Raw genomic sequence first — 25,175 nt, forward strand, 5'->3', positions numbered from 1 at the left:
TCACCATGCTCAAGAAAACAGCCCTGGCCCTGGCCGTCCTGATTGCCTCCTTCGACGCCCAGGCCGCCGAGGCCCTGCGTGTGGCGGCGGACCCGATTCCCCACGCGCAAATCCTCGAATACGTGCAGACGCTCGACCCGCAGCTGCAGCTGAAAATCATCGAAATCCCCAACGGCGTGAACTCCAATGAACTGCTGGCCCACGGTGATGTGGACGCCAACTACTTCCAGCACTTGCCGTACCTGCACTCCCAGGAACAGGCTCTCGGCCAGAAATTCACAGTGGCGGCCACCGTGCATATCGAGCCGCTGGGTATCTATTCCCATCGCCACACCAGCTTTGCCCAGGTGCCGGATAAAGGCACCGTGGCCGTGCCCAACAACGTCACCAACCTGAGCCGTGCGCTGTACCTGCTGCAAGCCAACGGCCTGATCACGCTCAAGCCCGGTTTCAACGACCCGGCCAAGGACCAGGCAACGCCCAAGGACATTGCCGAGAACCCCAGGCACCTGAAGATCCTCGAGATCGAATCACCACAGATTCCTCGTGCCCTGGATGATGTCGACCTCGCCGTGATCAATGGCAACTACGCCCTCGAGGCCGGCCTGTCACCGGCCAAGGATGCCCTTGGGCTGGAAAAAGCCCAGGGCAATCCCTACGCGAATATCCTCGTGACCACCCCGAAATTGCAGGACGACCCACGGATCAAACAGCTGGCCAAGGACCTGAATTCGCCGGAGGTGGCTAAGTTCATCACCGAGAAATATGCAGGTTCGGTGATTCCGGTAGCTGTCGAATGATCGTCGTCGAGCAGGTCAGCAAAACCTACGCCGATGGCCAGCCGCCGGCGCTGGATAACGTGTCATTGCAGATTGCCGACGGTTCGATCTTCGGGATCGTGGGGCGGAGCGGGGCGGGCAAGAGTACTTTGCTACGTTGCCTGAACCTGCTGGAGCGCCCGACTTCCGGGCGCATCCTCATGGACGGCCAGGACCTGACGCTGCTCAGTGACAAGCAATTGCGCCAGCAACGCCAGCGTATCGGCATGATCTTCCAGGGTTTCAACCTGCTGCATTCACGCAACGTCGCCGACAATGTGGCGGTGCCCCTGGAAATCGCCGGCCAGCCCAAGGCCGAGCGCGTTGCCCGGGTCAAGGAATTGCTGGAACTGGTCGGCCTGAGTGACAAGGCGCTGGCGTTTCCGTCGCAACTGTCCGGTGGCCAGAAGCAGCGCGTCGGCATCGCCCGGGCACTGGCGGCGCGCCCGGATTATTTGCTGTCGGACGAAGCCACCAGCGCCCTCGACCCGGAAACCACCGCGTCGATCCTGGAACTGCTGCGCAGTATCAATCGGCAACTGGGGGTGACCATCGTGTTGATCACCCACGAGCTGGATGTGGTCAAGGCTATCTGCGACAGCGCGGTATCCCTGGCCAATGGGCGTGTGGTGGAAAGCGGCAGCCTGATTCAATTGCAGGCCGACCCCGCCTCAAGCCTGGGCCGCTCACTGGCCCCCAGCCTGCCAGCGGTGAGGGCAGTATGAAAACGGACTGGAACGACATCCTGCAACTGCTGCTCACGGCCACTGGCGAAACCCTGTACATGGTGCTGCTGGCGGCGGTCTTTACCTTGCTGATCGGCCTGCCCCTGGGGGTGCTGCTGTTTGTCAGTCGCCGCGGCGGGCTGTTCCCCTTGCCACGGGTGAACCGTGTGCTGGGTGCGGTGATCAACCTGGGCCGCTCATTGCCCTTTGTGGTGATGCTGATTGCCTTGATTCCACTGACCCGGCTGATCGTCGGCACCACCCTGGGCAGCACTGCCGCCGTGGTGCCGATCACCATTGGCGCCTTTCCGTTCTTTGCGCGGATTGTCGAGAACGCGCTGGACGAAGTGGACAAGGGGCGTATCGAAGCCATCGTTGCCATGGGCGGGGATATTCGGCACGTGATCTTCAAGGTGCTGCTGCCGGAGGCGCTGCCTGCCTTGCTTGCGGGGTTGACCCTGACCCTGGTGATGCTGATCGGCTTTTCGTCCATGGCCGGGGTGATTGGCGGTGGCGGCCTGGGCGACCTGGCGATTCGTTATGGGTACCAGCGTTTCAATAACCAGATCATGGTGGTGACGGTGATTGTGTTGGTGGTGCTGGTCCAGGGCGTGCAAAGCCTGGGGGATCGTTGCGTGAGGTCGCTGGCGCATCGTCGATAAACGGTTATGTACTAATGAATTTTTAATATTTCTAGTTATATGCGTGACTGAGTAAAGTTCCCTTACGTACCTTCACCTCGTCGCCGGGAAATACTCTTCATGAACCGTCCCCACGGGCATCCCACGCCGATCCTGACTTTGCCCCAGGGCGAAAAAGACCCGTTGTCGATTCGCGCCAAGGCGCTGGTTTTTGCCGACCCGCGTTCCCTGCAACTGCTCGAATATTTGCAACGTGTCGGCCCCAGTGAAGCGCCGGTGTTGATCAATGGCGAGACCGGCACCGGCAAGGAGCTGGTGGCGCGCTATATCCACAGCGCCAGCGGCCGCACCGGTGCGTTTGTGCCGGTGAACTGTGGGGCCATCAGCGAGAACCTTGCGGAAAGCGAATTTTTTGGGCATGAGGCCGGCTCGTTTTCCGGGGCCTCGGGGCGGCGGATCGGCTGGTTTGAAGAAGCCGATGGCGGGACCCTGTTCCTCGATGAGATCGGTGACTTGCCGCTGCCGTTGCAGGTGAAGCTGCTGCGGGTATTGCAGGAGCAGGAAGTGGTGCGAGTGGGGTCGCGCAAGCCGATCAAGATCAATATCCGGCTGGTGACGGCCACCAACATCGACCTGGAGCAGGCGGTGGAGGCGGGCAACTTTCGTCTTGACCTGTTCTATCGCATCAACGTGGCGCAGGTGCAGGTGTTGCCGTTGCGTGAGCGGCCGCTGGATATCCTGCCGTTGGTTGAGCATTTTCGGCGGCTCTACAGTGCCAGGCTGAAAATCGCCGAGCCGATGTTGTCGGAGTCGGCGACCCAGGCGTTGCTGGATTATCCGTGGCCGGGGAATATTCGTGAGCTGGAGAATGTGGTGCACCTGGCGCTTTTGGTGGCTGGGGACAGGCCGATCATGCCGTCGCACTTGAAGTTTTCTGCGGGGCTGAGTGCGATGCATGCCAGCGTTAACAGCGGGGCGCCGAGGATTCCGCAGGAGGTGGTGCGGGAGCAGTTGCTGCGGTTGTTCGAGGTGCCTGGGGATTCGTTGTTGCACGATATCGAGGATTTGATCGTGCGGGAGGCGTTTGCGTTTTGTGGGTTTAATCAGTTGCGTACGGCGGAGTTGTTGGGGGTGACGCGCAATGCCATGCGGACGCTTTTGGTGAATCATGGGATGCTCAAGGGGCGGGTTAAACCCTGATTTTTTGATGAGGTACATATCCGTGTCTTCGGTAACGGCCACCTATGGTTCCGCTCTTACAGCGGCTCACTTTGGAAAAGCCCCAAAGTAAGCAAAGGGCTCTGCCCCGCCTGTCGGCACCTCGCTGGGGCTCGGTGTTCCCTCACTCCGGCATTGCTCCGCGGGCCGCCGCGATGGGCCATCCTTGGCCCAGCGCGGCTAAACCGGCGTCCTGCCGGTTTACCCGCTCCGCAATACCTGCGTTCGGCCTCGGGCTTATTGGGGCAGTCAGATCAAAATCAAAAGCAAAAGCACGGCGGCCTGAAAGCCGACCTGAGTGTTAAAAGCCAGATCAAAAACCAGAGCGAAAGCAGCTCTGCTTTTCTGTGGGAGCTGGCTTGCCTGCGATGCAGACAACTCGGTTTTTCAGATACACCGAGGCGATGCCATCGCAGGCAAGCCAGCTCCCACATTTGAACCGTGCCCGCTTTAGATTTTGATTTGGCTTTTGCTCTTCAACACTCAAGCCGGCCGGTAGGCCGCCCCCCGGTGTCAGGGTAGTTGTCGTGCCCCCACTTTTTTAAAAACATTCCGGGGGCGGCAAGAGTATGGTCATGCCTTTCTACTCAGAAGAGCGCAAAGCTGCGCTGCTAAAAATGATGCTTCCGCCCCTGAGCCTCTCGGCGGCGGAGGTCGCTCGCCGCGAAGGTTGCAGCGATATGTCTCTCCATTATTGGCGCAAGCAAGCCGCTGCCAGAGGAACGCAATTGTCCGACACCAAACAACCTGTTGAGAATTGGTCAGCCGAATCCAAAATGGCGGTCATCATAGAAACAGCAGCTCTGTCAGAGCTGGAACTGGGTGAGTACTGCCGGCGAAAAGGGATTTTTCCTGAGCAAATCACTGATTGGCGCAATGCATTTATCGCCAGTAGCACCCAGCAAACAAAGGTTAAAAATGTAAACACCGGCCAGTCGAAGAACGATAAAAACCGTATCCGCGAGCTTGAGCGCGAACTGCGGCGCAAGGATGCGGCATTGGCTGAGACAGCGGCGTTACTGGTGTTGCGAAAAAAGCTCAATGCCTACTGGGGGAGCGACGACGAGGGCAACTGACCTTGTTGCCAGAACGGTATTTACTCGTTGGTTGGCTCAATGAAGCCATCGCGGCGGGCGCCCGCAGGGCGCCTGCTTGTCTGGAGGTCGGCATTTCGCTACGGACACTGCAACGCTGGAGTTTGCCTGAAAAAATACTGGCCGATGGGCGTACCACAACCTCAAGACCCGTGCCCAGCAACGCGCTCAGCGAGTCCGAGCGCCAGGCCATCGTAGCGCTGTGCAACAGCAAGGCTTACGCGCATCTGCCCCCGAGTCAGATCGTGCCACAACTGGCGGACGAGGGGCGTTATGTAGCCTCAGAGGCGACGTTTTATCGTGTGTTGCATGCCGCAGGCCAGCAACATCGTCGTTCACGTGCCAAGCGACCTCATCGTCATCCGGCACCCACCACTCATGCGGCGACAGCCGCTAATCAGGTGTGGTCGTGGGACATCACGTACCTGCCGTCACCCGTTCGAGGGAAGTTTTACTACCTCTACCTGATCGAAGATATCTACAGCCGAAAGGCGGTGGGCTGGGAAGTTTACGACGTAGAAAGTGGTGAAAAAGCAGCAGTATTACTGCAACGAAGCGTGACCCGGGAACAGTGCTGGCGCCAGCCGCTGGTGCTGCACTCTGACAACGGCGCGCCGATGAAGTCGGTGACGCTGCTGACCAAGATGTACGATCTGGGCATCACGCCATCTCGTGGTCGACCGCGGGTCAGCAATGACAACCCGTATTCGGAATCACTGTTCAGGACGCTGAAATACTGCCCGCAGTGGCCACTAGATGGTTTTAGCAGCCTGGATGATGCGCGTGTTTGGGTGAGGGACTTTATGACCTGGTACAACACCGAGCATCGTCATAGCCGAATCCGTTTTGTGACACCGGCTCAACGTCACGAGGGAAAAGACCGGGAAATCCTGGCCCGGCGCGATGCAATCTACGGGCAAGCTAGAGAAAAGAGACCGGAGCGTTGGTCTGGTGAGACACGCAACTGGAAGCCAGCCGGAACGGTATATCTGAACCCCGAAAGGGAGCTGGCAGTGAGCATCAAGGTCGCGTAGCACGATGGTGGACGCGACAACTACCTTGAAAAACGCCGCCGCTGTGCTTTTGATCTGCTTTTGATCTTGATCTTAGGCGCCCCGTTAAACCACGCTGGCCGAACGCAGGCTTTGGAGCGTGGGTAACCCGGCAGGACGCCGGGTTAGCCGTCCTGGGCCAAGGATGGCCCATGACGGCGGCCCACGGTCCAAAGCCGGAGTGAGGGCACACCGAGCCTAAGCGAGGTGCCGAGTGGTGGGGCAAGAGCGTTTTGCTTACTTTTGCGCTTTTCAAAAGTGAGCCGCTGTAAGAGCGGAACCAATATCAGCCGTTACCCAAATAACGGATATGTACACTGCTCTGGTCAACCCCGACCCACCTCAACATCCCTCCCCGAAGCCCCAATCCTGCGCAACAAAGGCAACACCTCCGCCCCCACATGAATCGACTCTTCCAGATGCGGAAACCCCGAGAGAATAAAGCTGTCCACCCCAAGCTGGTGATACTCCTCGATCCGCTCCGCCACCCGCTCATAACTCCCCACCAGCGCCGTCCCGGCCCCGCCCCGTACCAGGCCCACACCGGCCCAGAGGTTGGCCGAAACCTCCAGCTCCCGCGCCCCACGCCCACGGCCTTTCATCAACTCGGTCTGGCGACTCTGCCCCACCGATTCATACTTGGCCATCTGCCGCTGCGCCTGGTCAATGGCGTCCTTGGGTATCTCCTCCAACAGCCGCTCCACATGCGCCCAGGCCGCCTCGTCAGTGCGATCGGCAAAGATGTGCAAGCGCAACCCAAAGCGCAACGTCCGGCCCTGCATCGCGGCCAACTCACGCATCCGCAGCACCCGCTCGGCAATCATCGCCGGCGGCTCACACCACATCAGGTACGTCTGCCCATGGGCAGCCCCCACCTGCTCGGCAGCCTCGGAGGCACCCCCAAAATAGATCGCTGGCACCTCGGCCCCAGGCGCCACCGGCGTGTTGATCCCACTGCGGTAGTAGCGCCCCGGATGCGCCGGCTGCTTTCCAGCCCACACCGCCTGGAACACCTGCAAAAACTCCGCAGTACGCGCATAACGCTCATCGTGTTCGAGAAAGTCCCCCAACGAACGCTGCTCAAAACGGCTGGACCCCGTCACCACATGCAACGCCAGGCGATTCTCGCTGAGCAATTGCAAGGTCGCCGCACGGTGGGCGGTATAGGCCGGCAGCTCCATGCCTGGTCGCAACGTCAGGAGGAATTTAAGCCGCCGCACCTCCTGGGCCAGCACCGCGGTAATCAGCCACGGATCCTCGAAACCGCTGGCGGTGGGCACCATGATTCCGTCGAACCCGGCCTGTTCGGTAGCCCGCACGATCTGGCGCAGGTAATCGAGGGTGGGGGCACGTTCGCCTTGCTGGAACAGCCCGACCTTGGGCAGGCCGCTGCTGGTGAGGTGGCGGCCGTCGCCATTGGTGGGCAGGAACCAGTCGAGCTGGATCGGGGGGCGAACCTCAGTGTTCATGGTGCAGGCGCTCCTTGCGCAGGCCGTGTTGAAAAAGCAGCGGCAGGATCTGTTCACCAAAGCGCAGCACTTCGCCGACCGCCGGGCCGCCTTGCAGGATGATGTGGCCAAGGCCCAGGCCGTGCAGTTCCTGCAGGCGCGTGGCGATTTGGCGGGGCGTGCCCACCAGGATCAACGGTTGGCCAGGGTGCAGTTGCAGCAGGTTCGGGTGGATCTCCCACTGGCGCAACGGGTGACGGTCGCGGGGCACGGTGGCGATGCGGTGGTTGGGCAGGTCCTGGGTCGGCAGCAGGGCGGCGGCGGTTTCCCAGGCCAGGTCCTCGCTGTCGCCGATGACCAGGCCGAAGGTACAGGCAAAGGCCAGGCCCGGCTGAAGCTGGCGCCAGCGTTGTATTTCCTGGTCCAGCCACTGCGGATGCCCAGGCCGCAACAAGCAGACCTGGGCGTGGCCAGCCACCAGCGCGTGGCTTTGGCTGTCGTCCAGCACCAGTGGCGGCGCGGGCAGTTCGCGGCGGGCGACGCCGGCGTTTTCCAGTTGGAAATAGCGGCCTTGATAATCCAGGCCGCCGTCATTCGGTGCCAGCAGTTGTTGGAGAATCTCCAGGTATTCGCCGATGCGTTCGCTGCGCTGGTCGCGGTTCAGCCATTCGCCAAACGCACTGCGCAGGCTGCCTTGTTCGCCGTCGGGCAAGTGCAGGCGCACCCGGTGGCTGCTGATCGATTGCAGGCTTTGCAGGGTGGTGGCCAGGGCCGCCGGCAGCATGACTTCCGGCGGTACGCTCACCGACAATTGCACCCGTCGGGTGTGGGCGCATAACGCCGCCGCCACACCGAGGCTGTCGGCACACAGCGCGCCGCCGGGGATCCACAGGCCGTCGATGCCGGCGTATTCCACCGCCTGGGCCAGCTGGATCCACTGCCCCGGCCGCGCCGCCCAGTCGGGGGTACAGAGGGGCATCAACCAACTGAATTCAAGGGGCATACACGGGCTCCATAGTTTGGCATCAGCATCACGCGTCGTCGTAGCAGCTGTCGAGCCCCGGCGAGGCTGCGTTCGCGGTGTATCTGACACACCGCTACGCAGCCTCGTTTCACTCGACAGCTGCTACGGGAGCTGACGCTTTCAGGGCGTTTGATCATCCTACTCTCGTCCTCGCCATCCGAGGGCCGGGGCGATGTCCCGGGCGATGATTTCCAGGCGCTTGAGGATCTGCGCTTGGGTCGAGCTTTCGGCCTGGACCACGGCGATCACGTAGTCAGCATAGGGCAGCAGGGACGGGTCCTGTTGCAGGCTGGCGATCACTTCGTCGGGATGGCCGTGGTGCACGTTCATCAGGCGCAGGTGCTCCTGCAGGTCCACGGCTTGATCGATCAGGCCTTCGCGTTGCAGGCGCGGGATGTGGCGCTCGATATCCACCGCCAGTTCCGCTTGGGCACTGGCGCGATCCGCTGCCGGGAAAATTGCCCGCACCACGCCGATTCTCGGTGGGCGATCGGTGCGGGTCCAGGCATTCAAGTAGGCATCGGCCAGGGGTTTTTGCACCGTCAGCGGATCGTGGGTGGCGGTGCCCAGCAGCAAGCCGTTGCCCTGGCTGGCGGTGTATGCCGCGCCTTCGAGGCTGCCGTGGGAGTGCCACAAGCGGCTGCTCAAGCCGGTTGCTGGCGGTTGCAGGGTCAGCGCGCTGTGGGGCGTCAATGCCTCGCCGTCGAGTAACTGCTGGACCTGCTGCTGGTGGTCGCTGAAATCGACCTGGCGTTGCACGGCATCACGGCCAAACGCGCTGAAATTGTCGAGGTTGGCGCCGCCGCTGCCCAGGCCCAATTGCACCCGGCCGCCGCTGAGTGCATCGAGCACACTGGCGTCTTCCGCCAGGCGGATCGGGTCTTCGAAAGGCAGCACGATCACCCCGGTGCCCAGTTCGATATGCCGGGTTCGCTCGGCCACCGCGGCCAGCAGTACCAGCGGTGACGGCAGCCGGCCAAAGCCATTGCTCAGGTGGTGCTGGGCAATCCAGCCACCGTCGAAACCGAGGGCCTCGGCGACTTCGAATTGTTCGATCAGGTCGTGGTAGACCTGCTGTGGATCGTCGCCAAAGGCGTGGCTGAGAAAGCCCAGTTTGAAGCTCATGTCAGGGTTCCTTGGGGCAGTGTCGGTTGCCAGCCGAGGGCCGGGGCGATCTGTTCGCGGATGATTTCCAGGGCACGGATCGCCTCCCGCAGCGGGGTGCTGGCGGTCTGTACTTGCAGCACCAGGTGGTCGTTGGCCGTCAGGCTCGGCCCTTGCTGCAACTGCTCGATGATCTGCTCGACCGGGCCGTGCAGGATGCCGAGGCGCCTGAGGGTGGCGTCGAAATCATCATCCACCGGCGCCTTGTACACGCCGATACTCTGTTGGCGTTGCACGTAGGCCTGGATATCGTTGCGCGTGGCGGCGTCCGGGTTCGGGATCAGCGCCTGTACCCGGGTGACACGGGGCGGGGTGCCGTTGTCACCGGTCCAGGCGTTGCGATAGCGGTTGACCAGTTCTACCCCGGCTTCGGGCGGCAGGTGCGGGTTGGGCGCCATGATCAGGCCGTGGCCGCGCTCGGCCACCCGTTCCACCCGTGAGGTGGCTTCCCAGATTCGCTGCCCAAGGCCGGCTGCCCGTGGCAACAGGCGCGAGCCGCTGTCGGTCAGGGGGGCGTTGCCCAGGGCATGGATCAACTGTTGCAGGTGCTGCTCATAATCGCGGTGGCGCGCCTCAGGCTCACGACCGAATGCGGTGAACGTGTCGGGATCAAAACCCGCACCCAGGCCCAGCTCCAGCCGGCCATTGCTCAACAGGTCCAGCACCGAGGCGTCTTCCGCCAGGCGCAGCGGCGCTTCCTGGGGCAACACGATAATCCCGGTGCCCAGGCTGATCCGCCGGGTGCGCTGGGCGATGGCGGCAAGCAATACCAGGGGCGAGGGCAGGCGGCCGTTTTCGCTGGCGAAGTGGTGCTGCGCCACCCAGCCACTGTCAAAGCCCAGCTCTTCGGCGACCTTGAACAACTCCACGGTGTCGCGGTAGACCTTGGGCTCGAAGCCGGGGCTGTAGACCCGGCTGAGAAACCCCAGGGAAAAACGCGAACTCATGGCTGCACCTCGCGGGCCAGTTGTTTTTGCAGGGCGGGGCCGGCGTTGATCGACTCCGGCAGGCCGCTGAACGGGCTGATGGTCAGGTAACCCTTGTTGAGCCATACCGCCTCATCCTGCTTCTGCTGCTCGGCGGTGGCGGCGGGGCTGTATTGGAAGCCGATGCCGGGTTTGCCCGGCAGCTTGAATTGCTTGAGGTCGTCGGTGTACACCGCTTCAAAGCCCACGTAGCTGCCGATGCGGGTGAGTTTCACGCCCTTGATCCGTGGGTCTTTTGGCAGGTTGATATTCAGGCCCAGGCCCTTGGGCAAGAGCGCGCCGTCGGGCTGGCGATGCTGGTCCAGCGCATTGACCAGCTTCGCCACCAGTTGCGCCGCGCGTTGTGGGTCTGCCTCCTTCAAATCGGTGCTGACCGCCAGCGCCGGAATGCCCGCCTGCACCGCGACACTGGCGACGTTGAACGTGCCGGAAGCGCTGTTGATCGCCCCCAGGTTATTCCCGGGGTTGGGGCCGACGATCACCAGGTCGGGGTGGGGCATGACTTTTTTCAGGCCCATCAGCAAGGCCATCACCGGCGTGCCGCTGATTTCGATCTGCACGTCTTTGCCGGCGCATTCGGGGCTTTGGCATACGCCGTTTTCAGTGGTGCTGATGGAGTAACTGTCGGGGTAGGCCGGGTCGTCGTCATGGCCAACGGTGACTTCGCGACCAAAGAAAAACGCACCGCCCCGTGCGCTCTGGTCGGCCTGCGGTGCGGCAATCCGCACCGTATGCCCCTGGGCCTTGAGCTCGGTGTACAGGGCGCGAATATTGGGGTGCTGATAACCGTCGTCGTTGCTCAGCAAAATGTTCAGGGCAAAGGCCTTCGAGACGAACAGGCTGCCGACTGCCAGCATCCATGCGCTGCGCTTCATGGTGCTACTCCCTGGGTAAAGCGATTGGCCGGGCGCGGCAGGCCGAGGTTTTCCCGCAGGGTGGTGCCTTCGTATTCGGTGCGGAACAGCCCGCGTTGCTGCAGCAGTGGGATTACCTGCTCGACGAACAGGTCGATGCCACCCGGGAGGTACGGGAAGAACACATTAAACCCGTCACAGGCACGGGCTTCGAACCACTGCTCGAAGAAGTCGGCAATGTCTTCGGCGGTGCCGATTATCGGGTTGCCGGCGGTCAGGTGCAGGTACAGCTGGCGGATGCTCAGGTTCTGGCTGCGGGCCAGTTCCAGCAGTTTGTCGCGACGGCTGCCGCGCTGGCCTACCGGGGTTTCCGGCAGCGGGCCGTCGAGGTCGTAGCCCGACAGGTCGATGTCATCGCCCAGGGTGTCGGCCAGGAAGCGCAGGCCCAGCACCGGGTCCACCAGGGCCTGGAACTCTTCGAACAGCGCCTGGGCCTGTTCGCGGGTTTCGCCGATAAACGGGGTGACACCGGGCAGGATCTTGATGTGGTCGGGGTCACGGCCAAAGGCGGCGGCGCGTTGCTTGATGTCTTGATAGAAAGCCTGGGCGCCGGCCAGGTCATGGTTGACCGCAAAAATCAGCTCGGCAACGCGGGCGGCGAGGGCCTTGCCGGGTTCCGACGCACCGGCCTGCACCAGAACCGGATGGCCCTGTGGAGGGCGGGCGACGTTGAGTGGGCCACGTACGGAAAAATGTTCGCCGCGATGATTCAGGGTGTGCAGTTTGGCCGGGTCGAAATACTCCCCGCTGGCCTTGTCGCGGGTGAAGGCGTCGTCGTCCCAGCTGTCCCACAGGCCCTTGACCACGTCGTGGAATTCTTCGGCGCGCTGGTAGCGGTCGCCATGGTCGATATGGGTTTCGCGGCCGAAGTTCCAGGCCTCATCCGAGACCACCGAGGTCACCAGGTTCCAGGCGGCGCGCCCCTTGGACAGATGATCGAGGGAGGCGAACTTGCGGGCGATATGGTACGGCTCGTTGTAGCTGGTGGTGGCGGTGGCGATCAGGCCGATGTTGCTGGTGACGGCTGCCAAAGCGGCCATCAGGGTCAAGGGTTCGAAGTGTTCGGCGCGGGCAGTGCGGCTGAGGGCGTCATGATGATGGCCCCACAGGGCGACCACGTCGGCGACGAACAAGGCGTCGAATTTGCCGCGTTCGGCGGTTTGCGCGATGTGTTTGAAGTGCTCGAAATCCAGGCTGGCATCCGCCTGGGCCAGGGGATGGCGCCAGGCCGATACATGGTGGCCGCTGTTGGCCAGGAAGGCCCCCAGCTTGAGTTGATCGGTACGTCGGGTCATGGGCAGGCTCCCGCAAAAGGTCAGGCGCAGGGCCGGCGAACCGGCCCCGCGGGCTGGGTCAGAAGGCGTACGTCACGCCGGTGTACCAATAGCCACCGGTGGTGCCGTAAGGCGAAAAGGTACCGTACGGGAAGCCGCCGGAACTGCTTACCAGGTCGGTGCGTTTCGGGTACTTGTTGAACAGGTTGTTGGCCCCCGCATTCAGGGTCACGGCCTTGGTCAGGTGGTAGTCGATGTTCAGGTCGGTGATCCAGGTCGGCGCGAAGTTGCGGTCGTAGATCTCGGCGGTGCCGTACTCGGTGTAGGAGCCGTAGCGGGTCAGGTTGAGGCTGGTTTCAACCTTGTCGTAGGTCCAGGTGGTGCCCAGCAGCAGCTTGGATTGCGGCAAGCCGTACTTGAGGTTGCCCTGGCGCTGGCGGTCATAGCCACCGTCCGGGCCGAGGGCCTGGGCAGCCACCGTCGAGGCGTGGATCGAGTCGATCTGGGTGGTGTTCCAGTTGAAGCCGGCGCTGTATTTCAGGCTGCCATAGGCACCGATCTCCTGGCGGTAGTCGCCCACCAGGTCAACGCCGCGGGTGGTGGTGTCGAGGGCGTTGGTGAAGTAGGTCACCGCCTGGTTCGGGTTGAGCCCGGCGGCGGCGAGGATCGCGCTGATTTGCGGCGTGCCGCCCAGGTAACCGGTCTGGGCGATGCGGTCCTTGATCACGATCTGGTAGGCATCCAGGGTGATGTTGGTGTTGTCAGTGGGTTGCAGGGTCAGCCCGATGCTGTAGTTGGTCGACTTTTCAGGCTTGAGGGTGGTCGCGCCCAGGGCCTTGGCCACATCGGAGTTCACCGCCACGTTGCGGTAGTCGAACAGTTGCCCGTTGACGCTGGTTTGCGAGGTGGAGCTGTAGATCTGCTGGGCCAGGGACGGTGCGCGGAACCCGGTGCTGACGGTGCCGCGCAAGGCCAGGATCGGGGTCAGCTGGTAGCGGGTGGAGAACTTGCCGTTGGTGGTGGTGCCCGAGCCGTCGTTGTAGTGCTCGTAGCGCCCGGCCAGGTCCACATGCCATTTGTCGGTGAGGTCCTGGCCGATCTCGCCGTAGCCCGCGAGGCTGATGCGGCTTTTTTCGGCGGCGTCGGCCGGGGTGGTACCGGCACCGGAAATGGTCCCGGGTGGAATGATCGCGCCGTTGGCACCGGTGTCGAACGGCCCGCTGGCGTAGGAGGCGAGGTCACCCTTGCCGATCTTGTAGTCTTCGTAGCGCTGTTCCAGGCCCCAGGAAATCTGCGTCGGCTTGTACAGGCCGAGGTCGAAGGCGCGGGTCAGGTCGAGGTTGTTGGTCCACTGGCTGAAGGTTTTTACGCCGGTGTCGACCGAGGTCGGTGAGTTCGGGCCGTAGCTCAGGTTGTAGGTGTCGGTGAGGGTGGCCCGGGCATGGTCCTGGCCGTAGGTGCTCGACAGGTCATAGTCCCAGCCGGCGGCCTGGCCCTTGCCGCCAAACGCCACCTGGAAGTCGTCTTCGATGAAGCGCAGGTTGTCTTCGATACCTTCCGGGTACGGGGTCTGGATGCCGTTGAACGACGGCGGCTGGTGGAATGCCAGGGGCTTTTCCGAGTTGCGGTGGGTGTAGGTCGAGAACGAGTACAGGGTCAGCGCGTCGGCGACCGGCAGCTCGGCGTTGTAGCCGAGGCTGAAGTTCTTCGCCTCGGGCAAGCCGGTGCCGTAGTAGGTGTGGCGTTGGCTGGTGTTGCCGGCACTGTCGGTGTACGGCGCCGCATCGGAACGGTCCGAGACGTCCTGTTTCTTCACGTCCAGGGCGAGGTTGATGAAACCGTCGTTGGGCAGTGCCAGGCCGACATTGCCGGTTTGACGCACGGTTTCGCCATCGCCGTTTTCATAGTTCTGGCCGTAGGTGGTGGACAAGCTGCCGCCGTGGTCGGTTTGCTTGAGCACGATGTTGATCACGCCGCCGATGGCGTCCGACCCGTATTGCGCCGAGGCGCCGTCACGCAGCACTTCGATGTGATCCACCAGGGCGGTGGGGATCATGTCCAGGTCCACCGGTTGCGAGCCGGAGTTGAGGGAGGTGGCGTTGTTCAGCAGCGCGCTGTTGTGGCGACGCTTGCCGTTGACCAGCACCAGCACCTGGTCGCCGTTCAAGCCGCGCAGGCTGATGGGGCGCACGATCGAGGTCGAACCGAAGCCCGACGAGGCCGGCTGGTTGAGGGACGGCAGCACCTTGCTCAAGGCACGGGTCAGGTCGCCCTGGCCGGTGGCGAGCAACTGCTTGGAAGAAATCACGTCCACCGGCGCCGGGCTGTCGGCCAGGGTGCGGGCCTGGCCACGGTTGCCGATGACCACGACGGTGTCCAGGGGGTTGTCGCTGGCCGGGGCGTCGGCGGCGAGGGTCAGGCTGCTATAGCTGACGGCCTCGCACACGGCGAGGAACAACAGGGTATGGGCGAAAGCCTTGCCGGGTTGGCGGCGGCCGGCGGCGCGTGATGGATTCATGATGTGCAACACTCCAGTGTGGTTAGGCAACGGGCCTTGTTCGAGGACGGCTTGTTAAGTTCAAGCTCTGGTGGAGGCAGGAGAGCAAAGGCTGTGCCATCGCTGAAAAGTCTTGGATAACAAGGAGTTGTTGGAGGGTTTGCGGGGCGGGTGGTGTTTTTCTAACAGGCGGGAGGGCAGGGTGTTGGTTTTTGTGCAGGGGATTTTTTCGCGAAGCTGCTAGCGTACGCTGGGCCGGGGGAGCGCCTCCTTGGCACACCCTTTGCTCTCCCCACGCCATACCTAAACCCAAGGAAGCTTTTCTGTATGCCTAGACCTGGCCCGCGCAACGCCCTCACTGATATTCCCGGCCTGGAGGTTGGCCACGCCACAGACCTGTACGCCGACACCGGCGTCACGGTGATCCGCCCGGATGGTTTCTGGACTGCCAGTATCGACATTCGCGGTGGAGGCCCAGGTGGTCGCGAAACCGCGGCGCTGGAGCCGGAGAACATGGTGGGCCAGCTGCACGCGCTGGTGTTTGCCGGTGGCTCGGTGTTTGGCCTGGCGGCGGCGGATGCGGTGGCGGCGAAGTTGTCCCAGGACCAGGTGGGGTTGCATTTGAAGCCGGGTGCGCCGGCGATTCCTATCGTGCCGGCGGCGGTGTTGCATGATTTGGCCAATGGCGGGGACAAGGATTGGGGCCTGGAGCCACCTTACCGGCGGCTGGGGTTTGAGGCGCTGGCCAATGCCGGTCCGGAGTTTGAGCTGGGCTCTGTCGGGGCCGGGCGTGGGGCCATGGCCGGGGTGTTGAAAGGCGGGCTGGGGACCGCGTCCCTGGATTTGGGCGATGGGTTGGTGGTTGCCGCGTTGGTGGTGGCTAACCCGATTGGTTCGGTCTACATGCCGGATGGCGAGACGTTCTGGGCGTGGCCCTGGGAGGTGGCGGGGGAGTTTGGCGGAGCGCGGCCGGTGACGGAGATGGATTGCAGTGATCCGATGCCGGAGTTGTCGCGGCTGGATTCCATGGGGCGTCTGCAAGCGGGGGCCAATACCACGCTGGTGGTGGTGGCGAGTACGGCGCGGTTGACGGTGGCGGAGTGCAAGCGGGTGGCGATCATGGCGCAGGACGGGATTGCCCGGGCGGTGCGGCCGGCGCATTTGCCGTTTGATGGGGATACGGTTTTTGCGTTGGCTTCGGGGGCGGTGGAGGTGGCGGATGGGCCTCGGCGGCAGGTGGAGATTGGGCGGATTGGGTCGGCGGCGGCTGATTGTGTGGCTCGGTCGATTGCTCGGGGGGTGTTTGCTGCGCGGGGTTAGGGGTGGGTGTATATCCGTTACTCCGCGGGCCGCCGCGACGGGCCATCCATGGCCCGGCGCGGCTAAACCGGCGTCCTGCCGGTTTAGCCGCTGCGCAATACCTGCGTTCGGCCTCGGGCTTATTGGGGCAGTCAGAGCAAGATCAAAATCAAAAGCAAGAGCACGGCGGCCTGAAAGCCGACCTGAGTGTTAAAAGCAAAAGCAAAGCCGCTTTTCTGTAGGAGCTGGCTTGCCGGCGATGCAGACACCTCGGTACATCAGACACACCGAAGCGATGCCATCTCAGGCAAGCCAGCTCCCACATTTGAACCGTGCCCGCTTTAGCTTTTGATCTTGATCTTGGGCACACCGAGCCTAAGTGAGGTGCCGAGTGGTGGGGCAAAAGCGGAACCGATACAAGCCATCACCTAAATAACGGATATCGCCCCAATCCGCGCCCGCGCCCGCAGTGCCTCCCCAGGCAACCCCAAAGCCTCATACACCACCACCAAAGCTCGGTTCGTCGGCACATCCAGCCCGTCATACCGCCGGCGCAGTTCCAGCGTCTGCTGCGCCCCAAGCCAATCCCCAACCCGCAACCGTGCGTCCAGCTCCACCTGCGCAAACAAATCCCGCTGCGCATGACTCCCGCCAATCTCATTCAGCCGCGGCAACGCTATCCCCAGCTGTTCCAACGCCCGCCGGGCATCCCCCCGGGCATGCGCCAACAACCCCTCAGCCAACGGCAACGTCACTTCCCCCCAAACCGGCCGCGCTTCCACACTGTGCCTGCGCAAAGCCGCCAACAACTGATCCGCCTCAGGCTTGCCCGCCCGGGCCAACCCATACAAATACTGCACACTCAAAAACGGCTGTACCGCATCCCCAACCCGACGCTGCAGGTAGGGCGCCAACGCCTGCCACCGCTCACCCACATCAATCCCGGCCAGCTCCAGCCGCGCCAGCAATGACACCGCGCCCACCTGATCCTGGGAGTACTCCGGCAAGATCCCCCACACATGCCGGTCATAAATCTCCAGCACCCGCTGATCCTCCCCGCGCCCCAGATAAAACAACGCGAGATGCCACCAGTTATGGGTGTACATGAACGAGTTAAGCCCGTCCCAGTGCTGCTTCACGCTCTCCAGAAACCCGATGCCTTCCTCGATACGCCCCTGGGTCAGCATCACATGGGCCAATGCGTGATGGGCCCATGGCTCGGACGCCTGCAACCGCAACGCCTCAAGCGCACTGGCCTCGGCTTCCTCCAGCAAATGACACTGCTCATACGCAAACGCCAGTAGCCCGTGACTGTGGGCGATATCCGGCGCGCCGGCGGTGGCTTTCAAACCGATCCGCAGCAGCGCCGGCCAGTTGCCCCGGTTGAATTCCAGGTACTGGTTGAGCTTGGCCGCAAGCAGGTCCCGCGGATAAAGATCCAGCAGATGCTCGCTGAGGCGCAGCACTTCATCCAGCTCGTCGTTGATCCAGGCTTGCAGTACTTGCAGATACACGAGCGCCCGTGGATGCCGGGAGTTCACCGCCGCCGCCCGCTGGCGGTACTTCTCGGCCAGCACAGGGCCCTCGGGCGACTCGATAAACATCAGCAGCAGGCCGGCAAATCCGTTGGCCAATGCTGAGTCGGGGTCGGCATCGGCGACCGCGAGGATGCCCTCGGCACGGGGCTGATAGCCGAGAAAACCGCCGACGAAATCATCCAGGCCCTGACGGGTGGCGGGGTTGCGGGTGTCGATGGGGTTGCCCAGGTAATCCAGTGACATGCGCTTCAAACTCATGGGTTCAGATAGCGGTTAGACGGGCAAACCTTGTGCCAGTGAAGGGGGCCCTCAAACTTCAAACCTTACCGTAGCGGCTGCCGAGCCTTGTCGAGGCTGCGTTGGCGGCGTACCTGACACACCGCAGCCGCAGCCTCGCCAAGGCTCGGCAGCTGCTACGCACAACCATTCCTCAAGAGGGCGGGCTGTTGCTTTTTCCACACTCGTCCCGGCCACTGTGGTTTTTTCATCACTGCCAAGGCCTGTGATGCCCGCAAACGCGGCCCGTCGCCCCATGGCACAGCCCTTGCTAAATCCCTGACAAAACCTTAGTCAAGGAGTCTCCATGCGCCCTTTATCTTTTCGCCGTGTCCTTTCATACCTGGGACTTGGCGCCGTGCTGCTGGCCGGCACCGCTCAGGCGCAACCCCATGACGGCGGCGTGCTGAACCTGGTGGCCCAACCCGAACCGCCGTCGCTGATGCACGGCGTGGTCAGCCACGTGTCCACCCAGTACGTCAGCGGCAAGATCCTCCAGGGCCTGCTGACCTTCGACACCGACCTGAAACCCAAACCGGTATTGGCCAAGGCCTGGACCGTTTCCCCCGATGGCCTGACCTACACCTTCGATTTGCAGGACAACGTGCGCTGGCATGACGGCCACGCGTTCACCGCCGATGACGTGGTGTTCAGCTTCCAGACCTTCTACCCCGAAGTGGACAAGCGCCTGGGCGGGGTCTTCACCGAGTACGTCGACAGCATCACCGCGAAGGGCCCGCTGCAGGTGGTGTTCCAGCTCAAGAAACCCTTCGCGCCGTTGCTCTCGGCCCTGGGCAGCGGGCTGCGGCCTGTGGTGCCCAAGCACCTCTACGAGAACACTGACTTTCGCAACAACCCCTATAACCTCAAGCCTGTCGGCACCGGCCCGTTTGTGTTTGTGGAGTGGAAACGCGGCGCCTATATCAAGCTGGCAAAGAACCCCGACTACTGGAAAAAGGGCCTGCCACACCTGGATGCGATCATCTTCCACGTGATCCCGGACGGCTCGTCCCGCGCTGCGGCGTTCGAGCGCAACGACGTGCAGGTGCTGCGCAGCGGTGATGCCGACTATTCCGACCTCAAGCGCCTGACCGCCTTGCCGGACGTGCAGTCGTCGGAAAAAGGCTGGGAGCTGTATTCCGGCCTGGCCTTCCTGCAGATCAATACGCGCAAGCCGCCGCTGAACAACCCCAAGGTGCGCCAGGCGATCCTGTATGCGCTGAACCGCCAGTTCATCGTCGACAACATCTTCTTCGGTTCGGGCAAGGTTGCCCCCGGCCAGTTCGTGTCCACCTCGCCGTACCACGACCCGCTATTGCCGCAGTACACCTATGACGTGAAAAAAGCCAAGGCGCTGATTGCCGAGTCCGGCGTGGACGTGGGCGCCGTGCGGATTCGCCTGCTTAACGGCGAGAAGGGCGGTGCCTGGGAGCGCCTGGCCGAATACACCAAGCAAGCCCTGCAGCCGCTGGGCTTCAAGGTACAAGTGGTGACGTCCGACGCCGCCACCTGGTTCCAGCGCGTCAGCGACTGGGACTTCGACCTGACCTACAACTTCATCTTCCAGATCGGCGACCCGTACCTGACCAACGCCTACCTGTACCGCTCCGACTACATCCTCAAGACTTCGCCATTTGCCAACGTCAGCGGCTACAACAGCCCCGAGGCCGATGCCCTGTGGACTCAGGTCGCCAACACCCCGGAAGGCCCGGAACGCACCAGGCTCTATAGCCAGTTGGAAAACGTGCTGAACACCGACCTGCCGATCGCGCCGATCTTCGAAATGCGCTACCCGACACTGTTCCACAAAGAGGTGAAGAACCTGCTGCAAACCGCCACCAGCCTTAACGAAGACTACGAAAGCGTCTACCTCGACGCGCCTGCACCATGAACGGGTTGCTGTATTTCAGCGGTCGCCTGCTCAAGGCACTGTTGATGATTGTGGCGGTGCTGGTGCTGGGCTTTTTACTGATCCGCCTGGCGCCGGGTGACCCGGCGCTGCTGTTGGCCGGCGAGGCGGGGGGGGATGATGTGCAGTTCATCGAACACCTGCGCCAGACCATGGGCCTGGACAAGCCGTTGCTCACGCAGTTGCTGATCTACCTGGGCAATATCGCCCATCTGGACCTGGGTTATTCCTACCGCAACCAGACCTCGGTGTGGTCGCTGATTGCCGAGCGCTTGCCGGCAACACTGGCCCTGATGGGCTCGGCATTTTTGCTCTCGTCGGTGCTTGGCGTCACCCTGGGGACGTTGGCCGCCCGGGCCCGACAGAAGCGTCACTGGCTGGATGGCGTGATCTCCCACGGCGCATTGCTGCTGTATGCGATGCCGCCATTCTGGCTGGCGATGCTGCTGATCCTGTTGTTCTCCGTCAGCCTCGATTGGTTGCCGGCGTTTGGCATGGAAACGGTGGCACAGGACTTTTCCCTGCTCGACCGGCTCAAGCACCTGCTGCTGCCGTGCGTGTCGTTGAGCGTGCTGTTTCTCGCCTTGTATATCCACCTGACCCGCGCCGCCGTGCTCGACGCCCTTGGCCAGGAATACGTGCGCACCGCCCACGCCAAGGGCCTGCACCCGCGGCGGATTTTGTACGTGCATGTGTTGCGCAATGCGCTGTTGCCGGTGGTGACCTTTGCCGGTTTGCAACTGGGCCAGTTGGCCAGCGGCGCGTTGCTGGTGGAGGTGGTGTATTCCTGGCCGGGGATTGGTCGCTTGATGTACGACTCGCTGGCCCAGCGTGACTACGGCGTGTTGATGGGCGGTTTCCTGGTGATCTCGATTCTGGTGGTGGGCTTTAACGTGTTGACCGATGTGATCTGTCGTTTTCTCGACCCGCGTATCGGTGCAGGAGTGCAAGGCTGATGCTGGTTTTCCGACGTTTTGTGCGCCAGCCTGCGGCGTTGATCGGTGCGCTGTTTTTGCTGCTGCTGACGCTGTTGGCGATCGCCGCCCCCTGGCTGACCAGCAGCTCGCCATGGGAGATGAACAGCCAGCCGATGCTCGCGCCATTCCACGACCCGGCCCATTGGCTGGGCAGTGACCTGCTCGGTCGCGACCTCGCCAGTGGCCTGCTGTACGGCGCGCGGGTGTCCCTGGCCGTGGGGGCGCTGGCCAGCCTGGCGACCCTGGTGGTGGGCCTGCTGGTCGGCGCGGTCGCCGGCTATTTCGGTGGCTGGCTCGACGGTGTGCTGATGCGCATTGCCGAGTTCTTCCAGATCATTCCGCAACTGGTACTGGCGGTGATCCTGGTGGCGATCCTTGAGCCGTCCCTGTTCTCCATCGTGCTGGCCATCGCACTCGTAGCGTGGCCGGCGGTGGCGCGGTTGGTGCGCAGTGAGTTCCTGACCCTGCGCCAGCGCGAATTCGTGCAGGCCGCGCGGGTGCTGGGGCAGTCGCCGCTGGGGATCATCGCCCAGCAGATCCTGCCCAACGCCCTGGCGCCGCTGCTGGTGACCATGACCTTTGTCATGGCCACGGCGATCCTCACCGAAGCGGCCCTGGCGTTTCTCGGCTTGAGCGACCCGGAAGCCATGAGCTGGGGCTACATGATCAATGCCTCCCGTGGCTTGCTGCGGGACGCCTGGTGGATGAGCTTTCTACCGGGGTTGGCGATTGTGCTGTGCGTGCTGGCGGTCAATCGAGTCGGTGAAGGTTTGCGTGTGGCCTTTGAGCCCGGGAGGTCGCTATGACGTTGTTGAGTGTTGAACATTTGCGTATCGCCTTGCCGGCCGGTGCGGATCGCAGCCATGCGCTGTATGACCTGTCGCTGCAACTGAACCGTGGCGAATGCTTGTGTGTGGTGGGTGAATCCGGTTCCGGCAAGTCAATGCTGGCCAAGGCTTTGCTGCGCCAGTTGCCGGAGCCGCTGAAGGTGGAAAGCGGGCGCCTGGTGTTTCGCGACGAAGACCTGGCCGACCGCAGCGAAGAGGCCATGCGCCAACTGCGCGGGCGGGATATCAGCATGGTATTCCAGGAGCCCATGAGCGCCCTCAACCCACTGTTGCGGGTGGGCGAACAGATCGATGAAACCCTGCGCGCCCATGGCGTGGCGGCGGCACGGGTGCGGCGTCAGCGGGTGGTGGATTTGCTCGGTTATGTCGGCTTGCCCGACCCTGAGCGCTTGCGACTGGCGTATCCGTTTGAACTGTCTGGCGGGCAGCGTCAGCGGGTGGTGATCGCCATGGCCCTGGCGTTTGATCCGGCGCTGTTGATTGCCGATGAGCCGACCTCGGCGCTGGACGTGACCACCCAGGCGCAGATTCTCGACCTGCTGCGCAAGATCCAGCAGGACAAGGGCATGGCATTGTTGTTTATCACCCACGACTTTGCCGTGGTCGAGGCGATTGCCGACCGGGTGCTGGTGCTTGAGAAGGGCCGGGTGGTGGAGCAGGGCACGGCCCCGGCGGTGTTGCGTGTGCCCCGGGAAGATTACACCCGGCAGTTGTTGGCGGCGGTGTCGGCGCAACCGCTGGTGCCACGTACGCAGGTGGCTGGCCCTGTGGTGCTGAAGGCCGAAGCGCTGGGCAAGGTGTTCCGCAGCCGCAGCGGTTGGTGGGGGCGGCGTACGACTCAGGCGTTGGATGCGGTTCAGCTGCAATTGCGTGAAGGCGAGACGTTGGGGATTGTGGGGGAGTCGGGGTCGGGCAAGTCGACCCTGGGTCGGTGCCTGGTGCGTTTGCTGCGTGCTGACAGCGGGCGGATCGAGTGGTTGGGGCGGGAGGTCGCGGGGTTGTCTGAAGGGCGGCTGCGAGCGTTGCGCAGTGATGTGCAGATGATTTTCCAGGATCCGTTTGCCTCGCTCAATCCGCGGCAGACGGTGGGGCAGATTGTTATGACTGGGCCTTTGGTGCAGGGGGTTTCCAAGGCGGATGCCGAGCGGCGGGCCCGTGAGTTGCTGGGGTTGGTGGGGTTGCCGGCAGCGGCGTTTGAGCGGTTTCCTCATGAGTTTTCCGGGGGGCAACGGCAGCGCATAGGGATCGCCCGGGCGTTGGCGGTGGAGCCTAAGGTGTTGATCGCTGATGAGTGTGTGTCGGCGCTGGATGCGCTGATCCAGGTGCAGATTCTGGAGTTGCTGGAGTCGCTGCAGCGGCGGTTCAGGTTGAGCATTGTGTTTATTACTCATGACTTGCGGGTGGCTGCGCGGTTGTGTGACCGGATTGCGGTGATGCGTCAGGGGAGGGTGGTGGAGCAGGGGGAGACGGCGGCGCTGTTTGCTGATGCGCGGCATCCGTATACGCGGGAGTTGTTGATGGCTGAGGCCATCTGACTTGGGGTGTTGGGGTTGGGGGCATATCCGTTATTCAGCTAACGGCCACCTATGGTTTCGCTCTTACAGCGAGTCACATTGCAAAAGCGGCAAAGGCGACCTGAGTGTTAGAGCAAAAGCAGAGCCGCTTTATGTGGGAGCGGGCTTGCTCGCGAAGAACCTGAGAGCGCCGCGTTGAATCAGGATGTTCGCGTTATCGTTAACGACCTTCGCGAGCAAGCCCGCTCCCACATTTGGATCGTGTCCGCCTTTGATTTTGCTGTTGCTTCACCACACTCAACCCTTTCACTTATTGAGAAACCTCCATGCCGACCTCTTTCACCGAACTGCCAGTGATCCAGGGCCAACCACTGGAAATCCGCCCCAACCGTCACCTGAGCATCACCCATCACGCGGGCACCACCCAACCCGACACGGTAGTGTTCTTCTGCCACGGCGCCGGCGGCAACAAGGACCAGTGGCGCCACCAATGGCAATCCCTGAAAACCCAAGGCTACAGTCTGGTCGCCTGGGACCTGCTCGGCCACGGCGCCAGCGCAAAACCCCGCAACCCCGAGGCCTACGCCTGGCCCGAACTGGTCGCCGATTACCTGGAAATCCTCAGGCGCTACGGCGGCTCCCGCAACCTCATCGTCGCCCACTCCTTCGGCACTGGCCTGACCCTGAGCGCCTTGCTGGCCAAACCCGCGATCCCCATCGAAGCCGTATTGCTGCTGGGCACCCGACTGCACAGCATCAGCCGGAGCGGCGGCCTGATGCGTCTACCCGCATGGCTCCTGGAATGGCTGCGCCCACTGCTGGCCAAAGGTTTCCGCCAGGCCGCATGGAACGCCAAAGCCGACCCCGCACTGGTCGCCTACGAAGAAAAACTCACCGAGCGCAACCCGCTGTACATGTTCAAGGCCCTGATGAAAAACGTCCAATGGCCAGACGCCAATGCACTGCTCACCCTGACCCTGCCCGTGAGTGTGCTGGCCGGCGACACCGACGGCCTGACCCCGGCCAGCGGCGGCGAAGCACTCGCCCGGCATTTGCCCAATGCCGAGTATCAGTTGCTGCCCGAATGCGGCCACCAACTCATGCTGGAAAAACCCGGCGAAGTATTGGCCGCATTTCAACGCCTGCTGTCAGCTCAGCGGGACGGCAGTTTCCAGCGCTCACGGTAGAGGTCGTACTGCGCGGCGGGCTGTTGCACCAGCAGCGGGTTTTCTCGCGGGTCCAGCCAGGCAAACAACGCCTGGATATTCACCGGGTCCATCGCCGTGCAGCCCAATGTTCCCGAACTGACGCTGCGCCAGATATGCAGGAAAATACACGAGCCGCCGTTGGCCAAGGCCGGTGTGTTGTGCTCGACAAAAATCCCCTGGCGGTACAGCTGGTCCTTGCGCAGCATCCGCTCGGAACTGGTCCAGTCCTTGTTCACCGCCGAGCTGTCCACCAGGGTGTTGTAATGGCTGGACTGGCTGTCATCCACGCATTCGCGGGTGGCGGTACTGGCCGCGTAAGGCAAGCGGGTGTCAGCGGTGGGGGCGTAGCCGAAGGCACCGCCGAGTTTGAAGATGCCGGCCGGGGCCTTGCCATCGCCTTCATGCTTGAGGGGCTGCTGGTCGGGGGTGGGCGTCGTAAGGCCGGTGCCCCACGCCATGCCGTTTTTACCGACCACGATGGCAAAGGGTTCGCCGACTTTCTGAAAGCCTTGCCCATGCCGCTCATAGCGTTGTGCGGTGCCCTGGATGCTGTTCCAGTCCGGGGTGGTGACCACGATCAGTTGCCGGCTGGTCTCGGGGATTTGCGCGAGTGCCACGTTTGAAAGCAGCGTCAGCAGCGCCGCGCAGGTTTTGATGAGCGTGTTCAACGTCGTTCAGTCCTTGAAAAGAGGGAAACCTCAAACGCTAGTTTTTGCCCCGGGCTTTATCAAGCTGAAGCTGTGTTGTGATG

General features: G+C 62.7%; 20 protein-coding genes. 11 read left to right on the forward strand and 9 right to left on the reverse strand.

Features of this window, described 5'->3' with window-relative positions:
• Window positions 1-5: 5 nt before the first annotated feature.
• The 5 genes from QF039_RS07785 to QF039_RS07805 all read left to right on the forward strand — a co-directional run bounded on the left by QF039_RS07785 (window position 6) and on the right by QF039_RS07805 (window position 5,530).
• A complete protein-coding gene (locus tag QF039_RS07785; RefSeq protein ID WP_307517253.1) occupies window positions 6-800 on the forward strand; it encodes a MetQ/NlpA family ABC transporter substrate-binding protein in 795 nt (264 codons plus the stop codon).
• Window positions 797-1,543 (forward strand): methionine ABC transporter ATP-binding protein, encoded by a 747-nt coding sequence (locus tag QF039_RS07790; RefSeq protein WP_003212524.1) that lies wholly within the window; start codon window positions 797-799, stop codon window positions 1,541-1,543. The genes QF039_RS07785 and QF039_RS07790 overlap by 4 nt, the downstream gene beginning before the upstream one ends.
• Window positions 1,540-2,205, forward strand: coding sequence for a methionine ABC transporter permease (locus QF039_RS07795; RefSeq protein ID WP_003212526.1), 666 nt, complete (start codon window positions 1,540-1,542; stop codon window positions 2,203-2,205). The genes QF039_RS07790 and QF039_RS07795 overlap by 4 nt, the downstream gene beginning before the upstream one ends.
• A 99-nt stretch (window positions 2,206-2,304) precedes the next feature.
• The gene (locus QF039_RS07800) at window positions 2,305-3,384 is read left to right on the forward strand and encodes a sigma-54-dependent Fis family transcriptional regulator (RefSeq protein WP_003212528.1); all 1,080 of its coding nucleotides are present in this window, start codon (window positions 2,305-2,307) and stop codon (window positions 3,382-3,384) included.
• A gap of 593 nt (window positions 3,385-3,977) precedes the next feature.
• A protein-coding gene (locus QF039_RS07805; protein ID WP_307517254.1) for an IS3 family transposase occupies window positions 3,978-5,530 on the forward strand; the annotation gives its coding sequence in 2 pieces (ribosomal slippage) (window positions 3,978-4,440 and window positions 4,440-5,530; 1,554 coding nt in all).
• Between the two features lie 344 nt (window positions 5,531-5,874).
• Here QF039_RS07805 and QF039_RS07810 read toward each other — a convergent pair.
• The 7 genes from QF039_RS07810 to QF039_RS07840 form a co-directional block, all read right to left on the reverse strand.
• Window positions 5,875-7,017 carry an LLM class flavin-dependent oxidoreductase gene (locus QF039_RS07810; RefSeq protein WP_003218626.1) on the reverse strand — a complete coding sequence of 381 codons (1,143 nt, stop codon included), beginning with the start codon at window positions 7,015-7,017 and terminating at the stop codon, window positions 5,875-5,877.
• Window positions 7,007-7,999 carry an LLM class flavin-dependent oxidoreductase gene (locus QF039_RS07815; RefSeq protein ID WP_003218624.1) on the reverse strand — a complete coding sequence of 331 codons (993 nt, stop codon included), beginning with the start codon at window positions 7,997-7,999 and terminating at the stop codon, window positions 7,007-7,009. The genes QF039_RS07810 and QF039_RS07815 overlap by 11 nt, the downstream gene beginning before the upstream one ends.
• Window positions 8,000-8,158: 159 nt before the next feature.
• Window positions 8,159-9,145: an LLM class flavin-dependent oxidoreductase gene (locus tag QF039_RS07820; RefSeq protein ID WP_307517255.1), complete on the reverse strand. Its 987-nt coding sequence runs from the start codon at window positions 9,143-9,145 to the stop codon at window positions 8,159-8,161.
• A complete protein-coding gene (locus tag QF039_RS07825; RefSeq protein ID WP_087695236.1) occupies window positions 9,142-10,131 on the reverse strand; it encodes an LLM class flavin-dependent oxidoreductase in 990 nt (329 codons plus the stop codon). Before QF039_RS07825 ends, QF039_RS07820 begins: the two co-directional genes overlap by 4 nt.
• Window positions 10,128-11,045 carry a 5'/3'-nucleotidase SurE gene (locus tag QF039_RS07830; RefSeq protein ID WP_177020864.1) on the reverse strand — a complete coding sequence of 306 codons (918 nt, stop codon included), beginning with the start codon at window positions 11,043-11,045 and terminating at the stop codon, window positions 10,128-10,130. Before QF039_RS07830 ends, QF039_RS07825 begins: the two co-directional genes overlap by 4 nt.
• Window positions 11,042-12,379 carry an LLM class flavin-dependent oxidoreductase gene (locus tag QF039_RS07835; protein WP_307517256.1) on the reverse strand — a complete coding sequence of 446 codons (1,338 nt, stop codon included), beginning with the start codon at window positions 12,377-12,379 and terminating at the stop codon, window positions 11,042-11,044. Before QF039_RS07835 ends, QF039_RS07830 begins: the two co-directional genes overlap by 4 nt.
• 58 nt (window positions 12,380-12,437) lie before the next feature.
• Window positions 12,438-14,876, reverse strand: coding sequence for a TonB-dependent siderophore receptor (locus QF039_RS07840; protein ID WP_307517257.1), 2,439 nt, complete (start codon window positions 14,874-14,876; stop codon window positions 12,438-12,440).
• A 306-nt stretch (window positions 14,877-15,182) separates the two neighbouring features.
• Here QF039_RS07840 and QF039_RS07845 point away from each other — a divergent pair, with 306 nt between their 5' ends.
• A complete protein-coding gene (locus QF039_RS07845; RefSeq protein ID WP_003218615.1) occupies window positions 15,183-16,175 on the forward strand; it encodes a P1 family peptidase in 993 nt (330 codons plus the stop codon).
• A 407-nt stretch (window positions 16,176-16,582) separates the two neighbouring features.
• Here QF039_RS07845 and QF039_RS07850 read toward each other — a convergent pair whose 3' ends face one another.
• Window positions 16,583-17,935: a tetratricopeptide repeat protein gene (locus QF039_RS07850; RefSeq protein WP_307517258.1), complete on the reverse strand. Its 1,353-nt coding sequence runs from the start codon at window positions 17,933-17,935 to the stop codon at window positions 16,583-16,585.
• A 340-nt stretch (window positions 17,936-18,275) separates the two neighbouring features.
• Between QF039_RS07850 and QF039_RS07855 the strand changes: the two genes are divergently transcribed.
• The 5 genes from QF039_RS07855 to QF039_RS07875 all read left to right on the forward strand — a co-directional run bounded on the left by QF039_RS07855 (window position 18,276) and on the right by QF039_RS07875 (window position 24,403).
• Window positions 18,276-19,859 (forward strand): ABC transporter substrate-binding protein, encoded by a 1,584-nt coding sequence (locus QF039_RS07855; RefSeq protein ID WP_087693386.1) that lies wholly within the window; start codon window positions 18,276-18,278, stop codon window positions 19,857-19,859.
• Window positions 19,856-20,833, forward strand: coding sequence for an ABC transporter permease (locus QF039_RS07860; protein ID WP_134326221.1), 978 nt, complete (start codon window positions 19,856-19,858; stop codon window positions 20,831-20,833). The genes QF039_RS07855 and QF039_RS07860 overlap by 4 nt, the downstream gene beginning before the upstream one ends.
• A complete protein-coding gene (locus QF039_RS07865) occupies window positions 20,833-21,660 on the forward strand; it encodes an ABC transporter permease (RefSeq protein WP_003210288.1) in 828 nt (275 codons plus the stop codon). The genes QF039_RS07860 and QF039_RS07865 overlap by 1 nt, the downstream gene beginning before the upstream one ends.
• The gene (locus tag QF039_RS07870) at window positions 21,657-23,237 is read left to right on the forward strand and encodes an ABC transporter ATP-binding protein (RefSeq protein WP_307517259.1); all 1,581 of its coding nucleotides are present in this window, start codon (window positions 21,657-21,659) and stop codon (window positions 23,235-23,237) included. Before QF039_RS07865 ends, QF039_RS07870 begins: the two co-directional genes overlap by 4 nt.
• A 305-nt stretch (window positions 23,238-23,542) precedes the next feature.
• Window positions 23,543-24,403 (forward strand): alpha/beta fold hydrolase, encoded by an 861-nt coding sequence (locus QF039_RS07875; protein WP_003210284.1) that lies wholly within the window; start codon window positions 23,543-23,545, stop codon window positions 24,401-24,403.
• Here QF039_RS07875 and QF039_RS07880 read toward each other — a convergent pair.
• Window positions 24,370-25,092, reverse strand: a complete 723-nt coding sequence (locus QF039_RS07880) for a L,D-transpeptidase (protein WP_307517260.1) — start codon at window positions 25,090-25,092, stop codon at window positions 24,370-24,372. The two genes, QF039_RS07875 and QF039_RS07880, sit on opposite strands and share 34 nt — an antisense overlap.
• Between the last annotated feature and the right edge of the window lie 83 nt (window positions 25,093-25,175).

This window comes from Pseudomonas sp. W2I6 (genome assembly GCF_030815935.1).
GTDB lineage: Bacteria > Pseudomonadota > Gammaproteobacteria > Pseudomonadales > Pseudomonadaceae > Aquipseudomonas.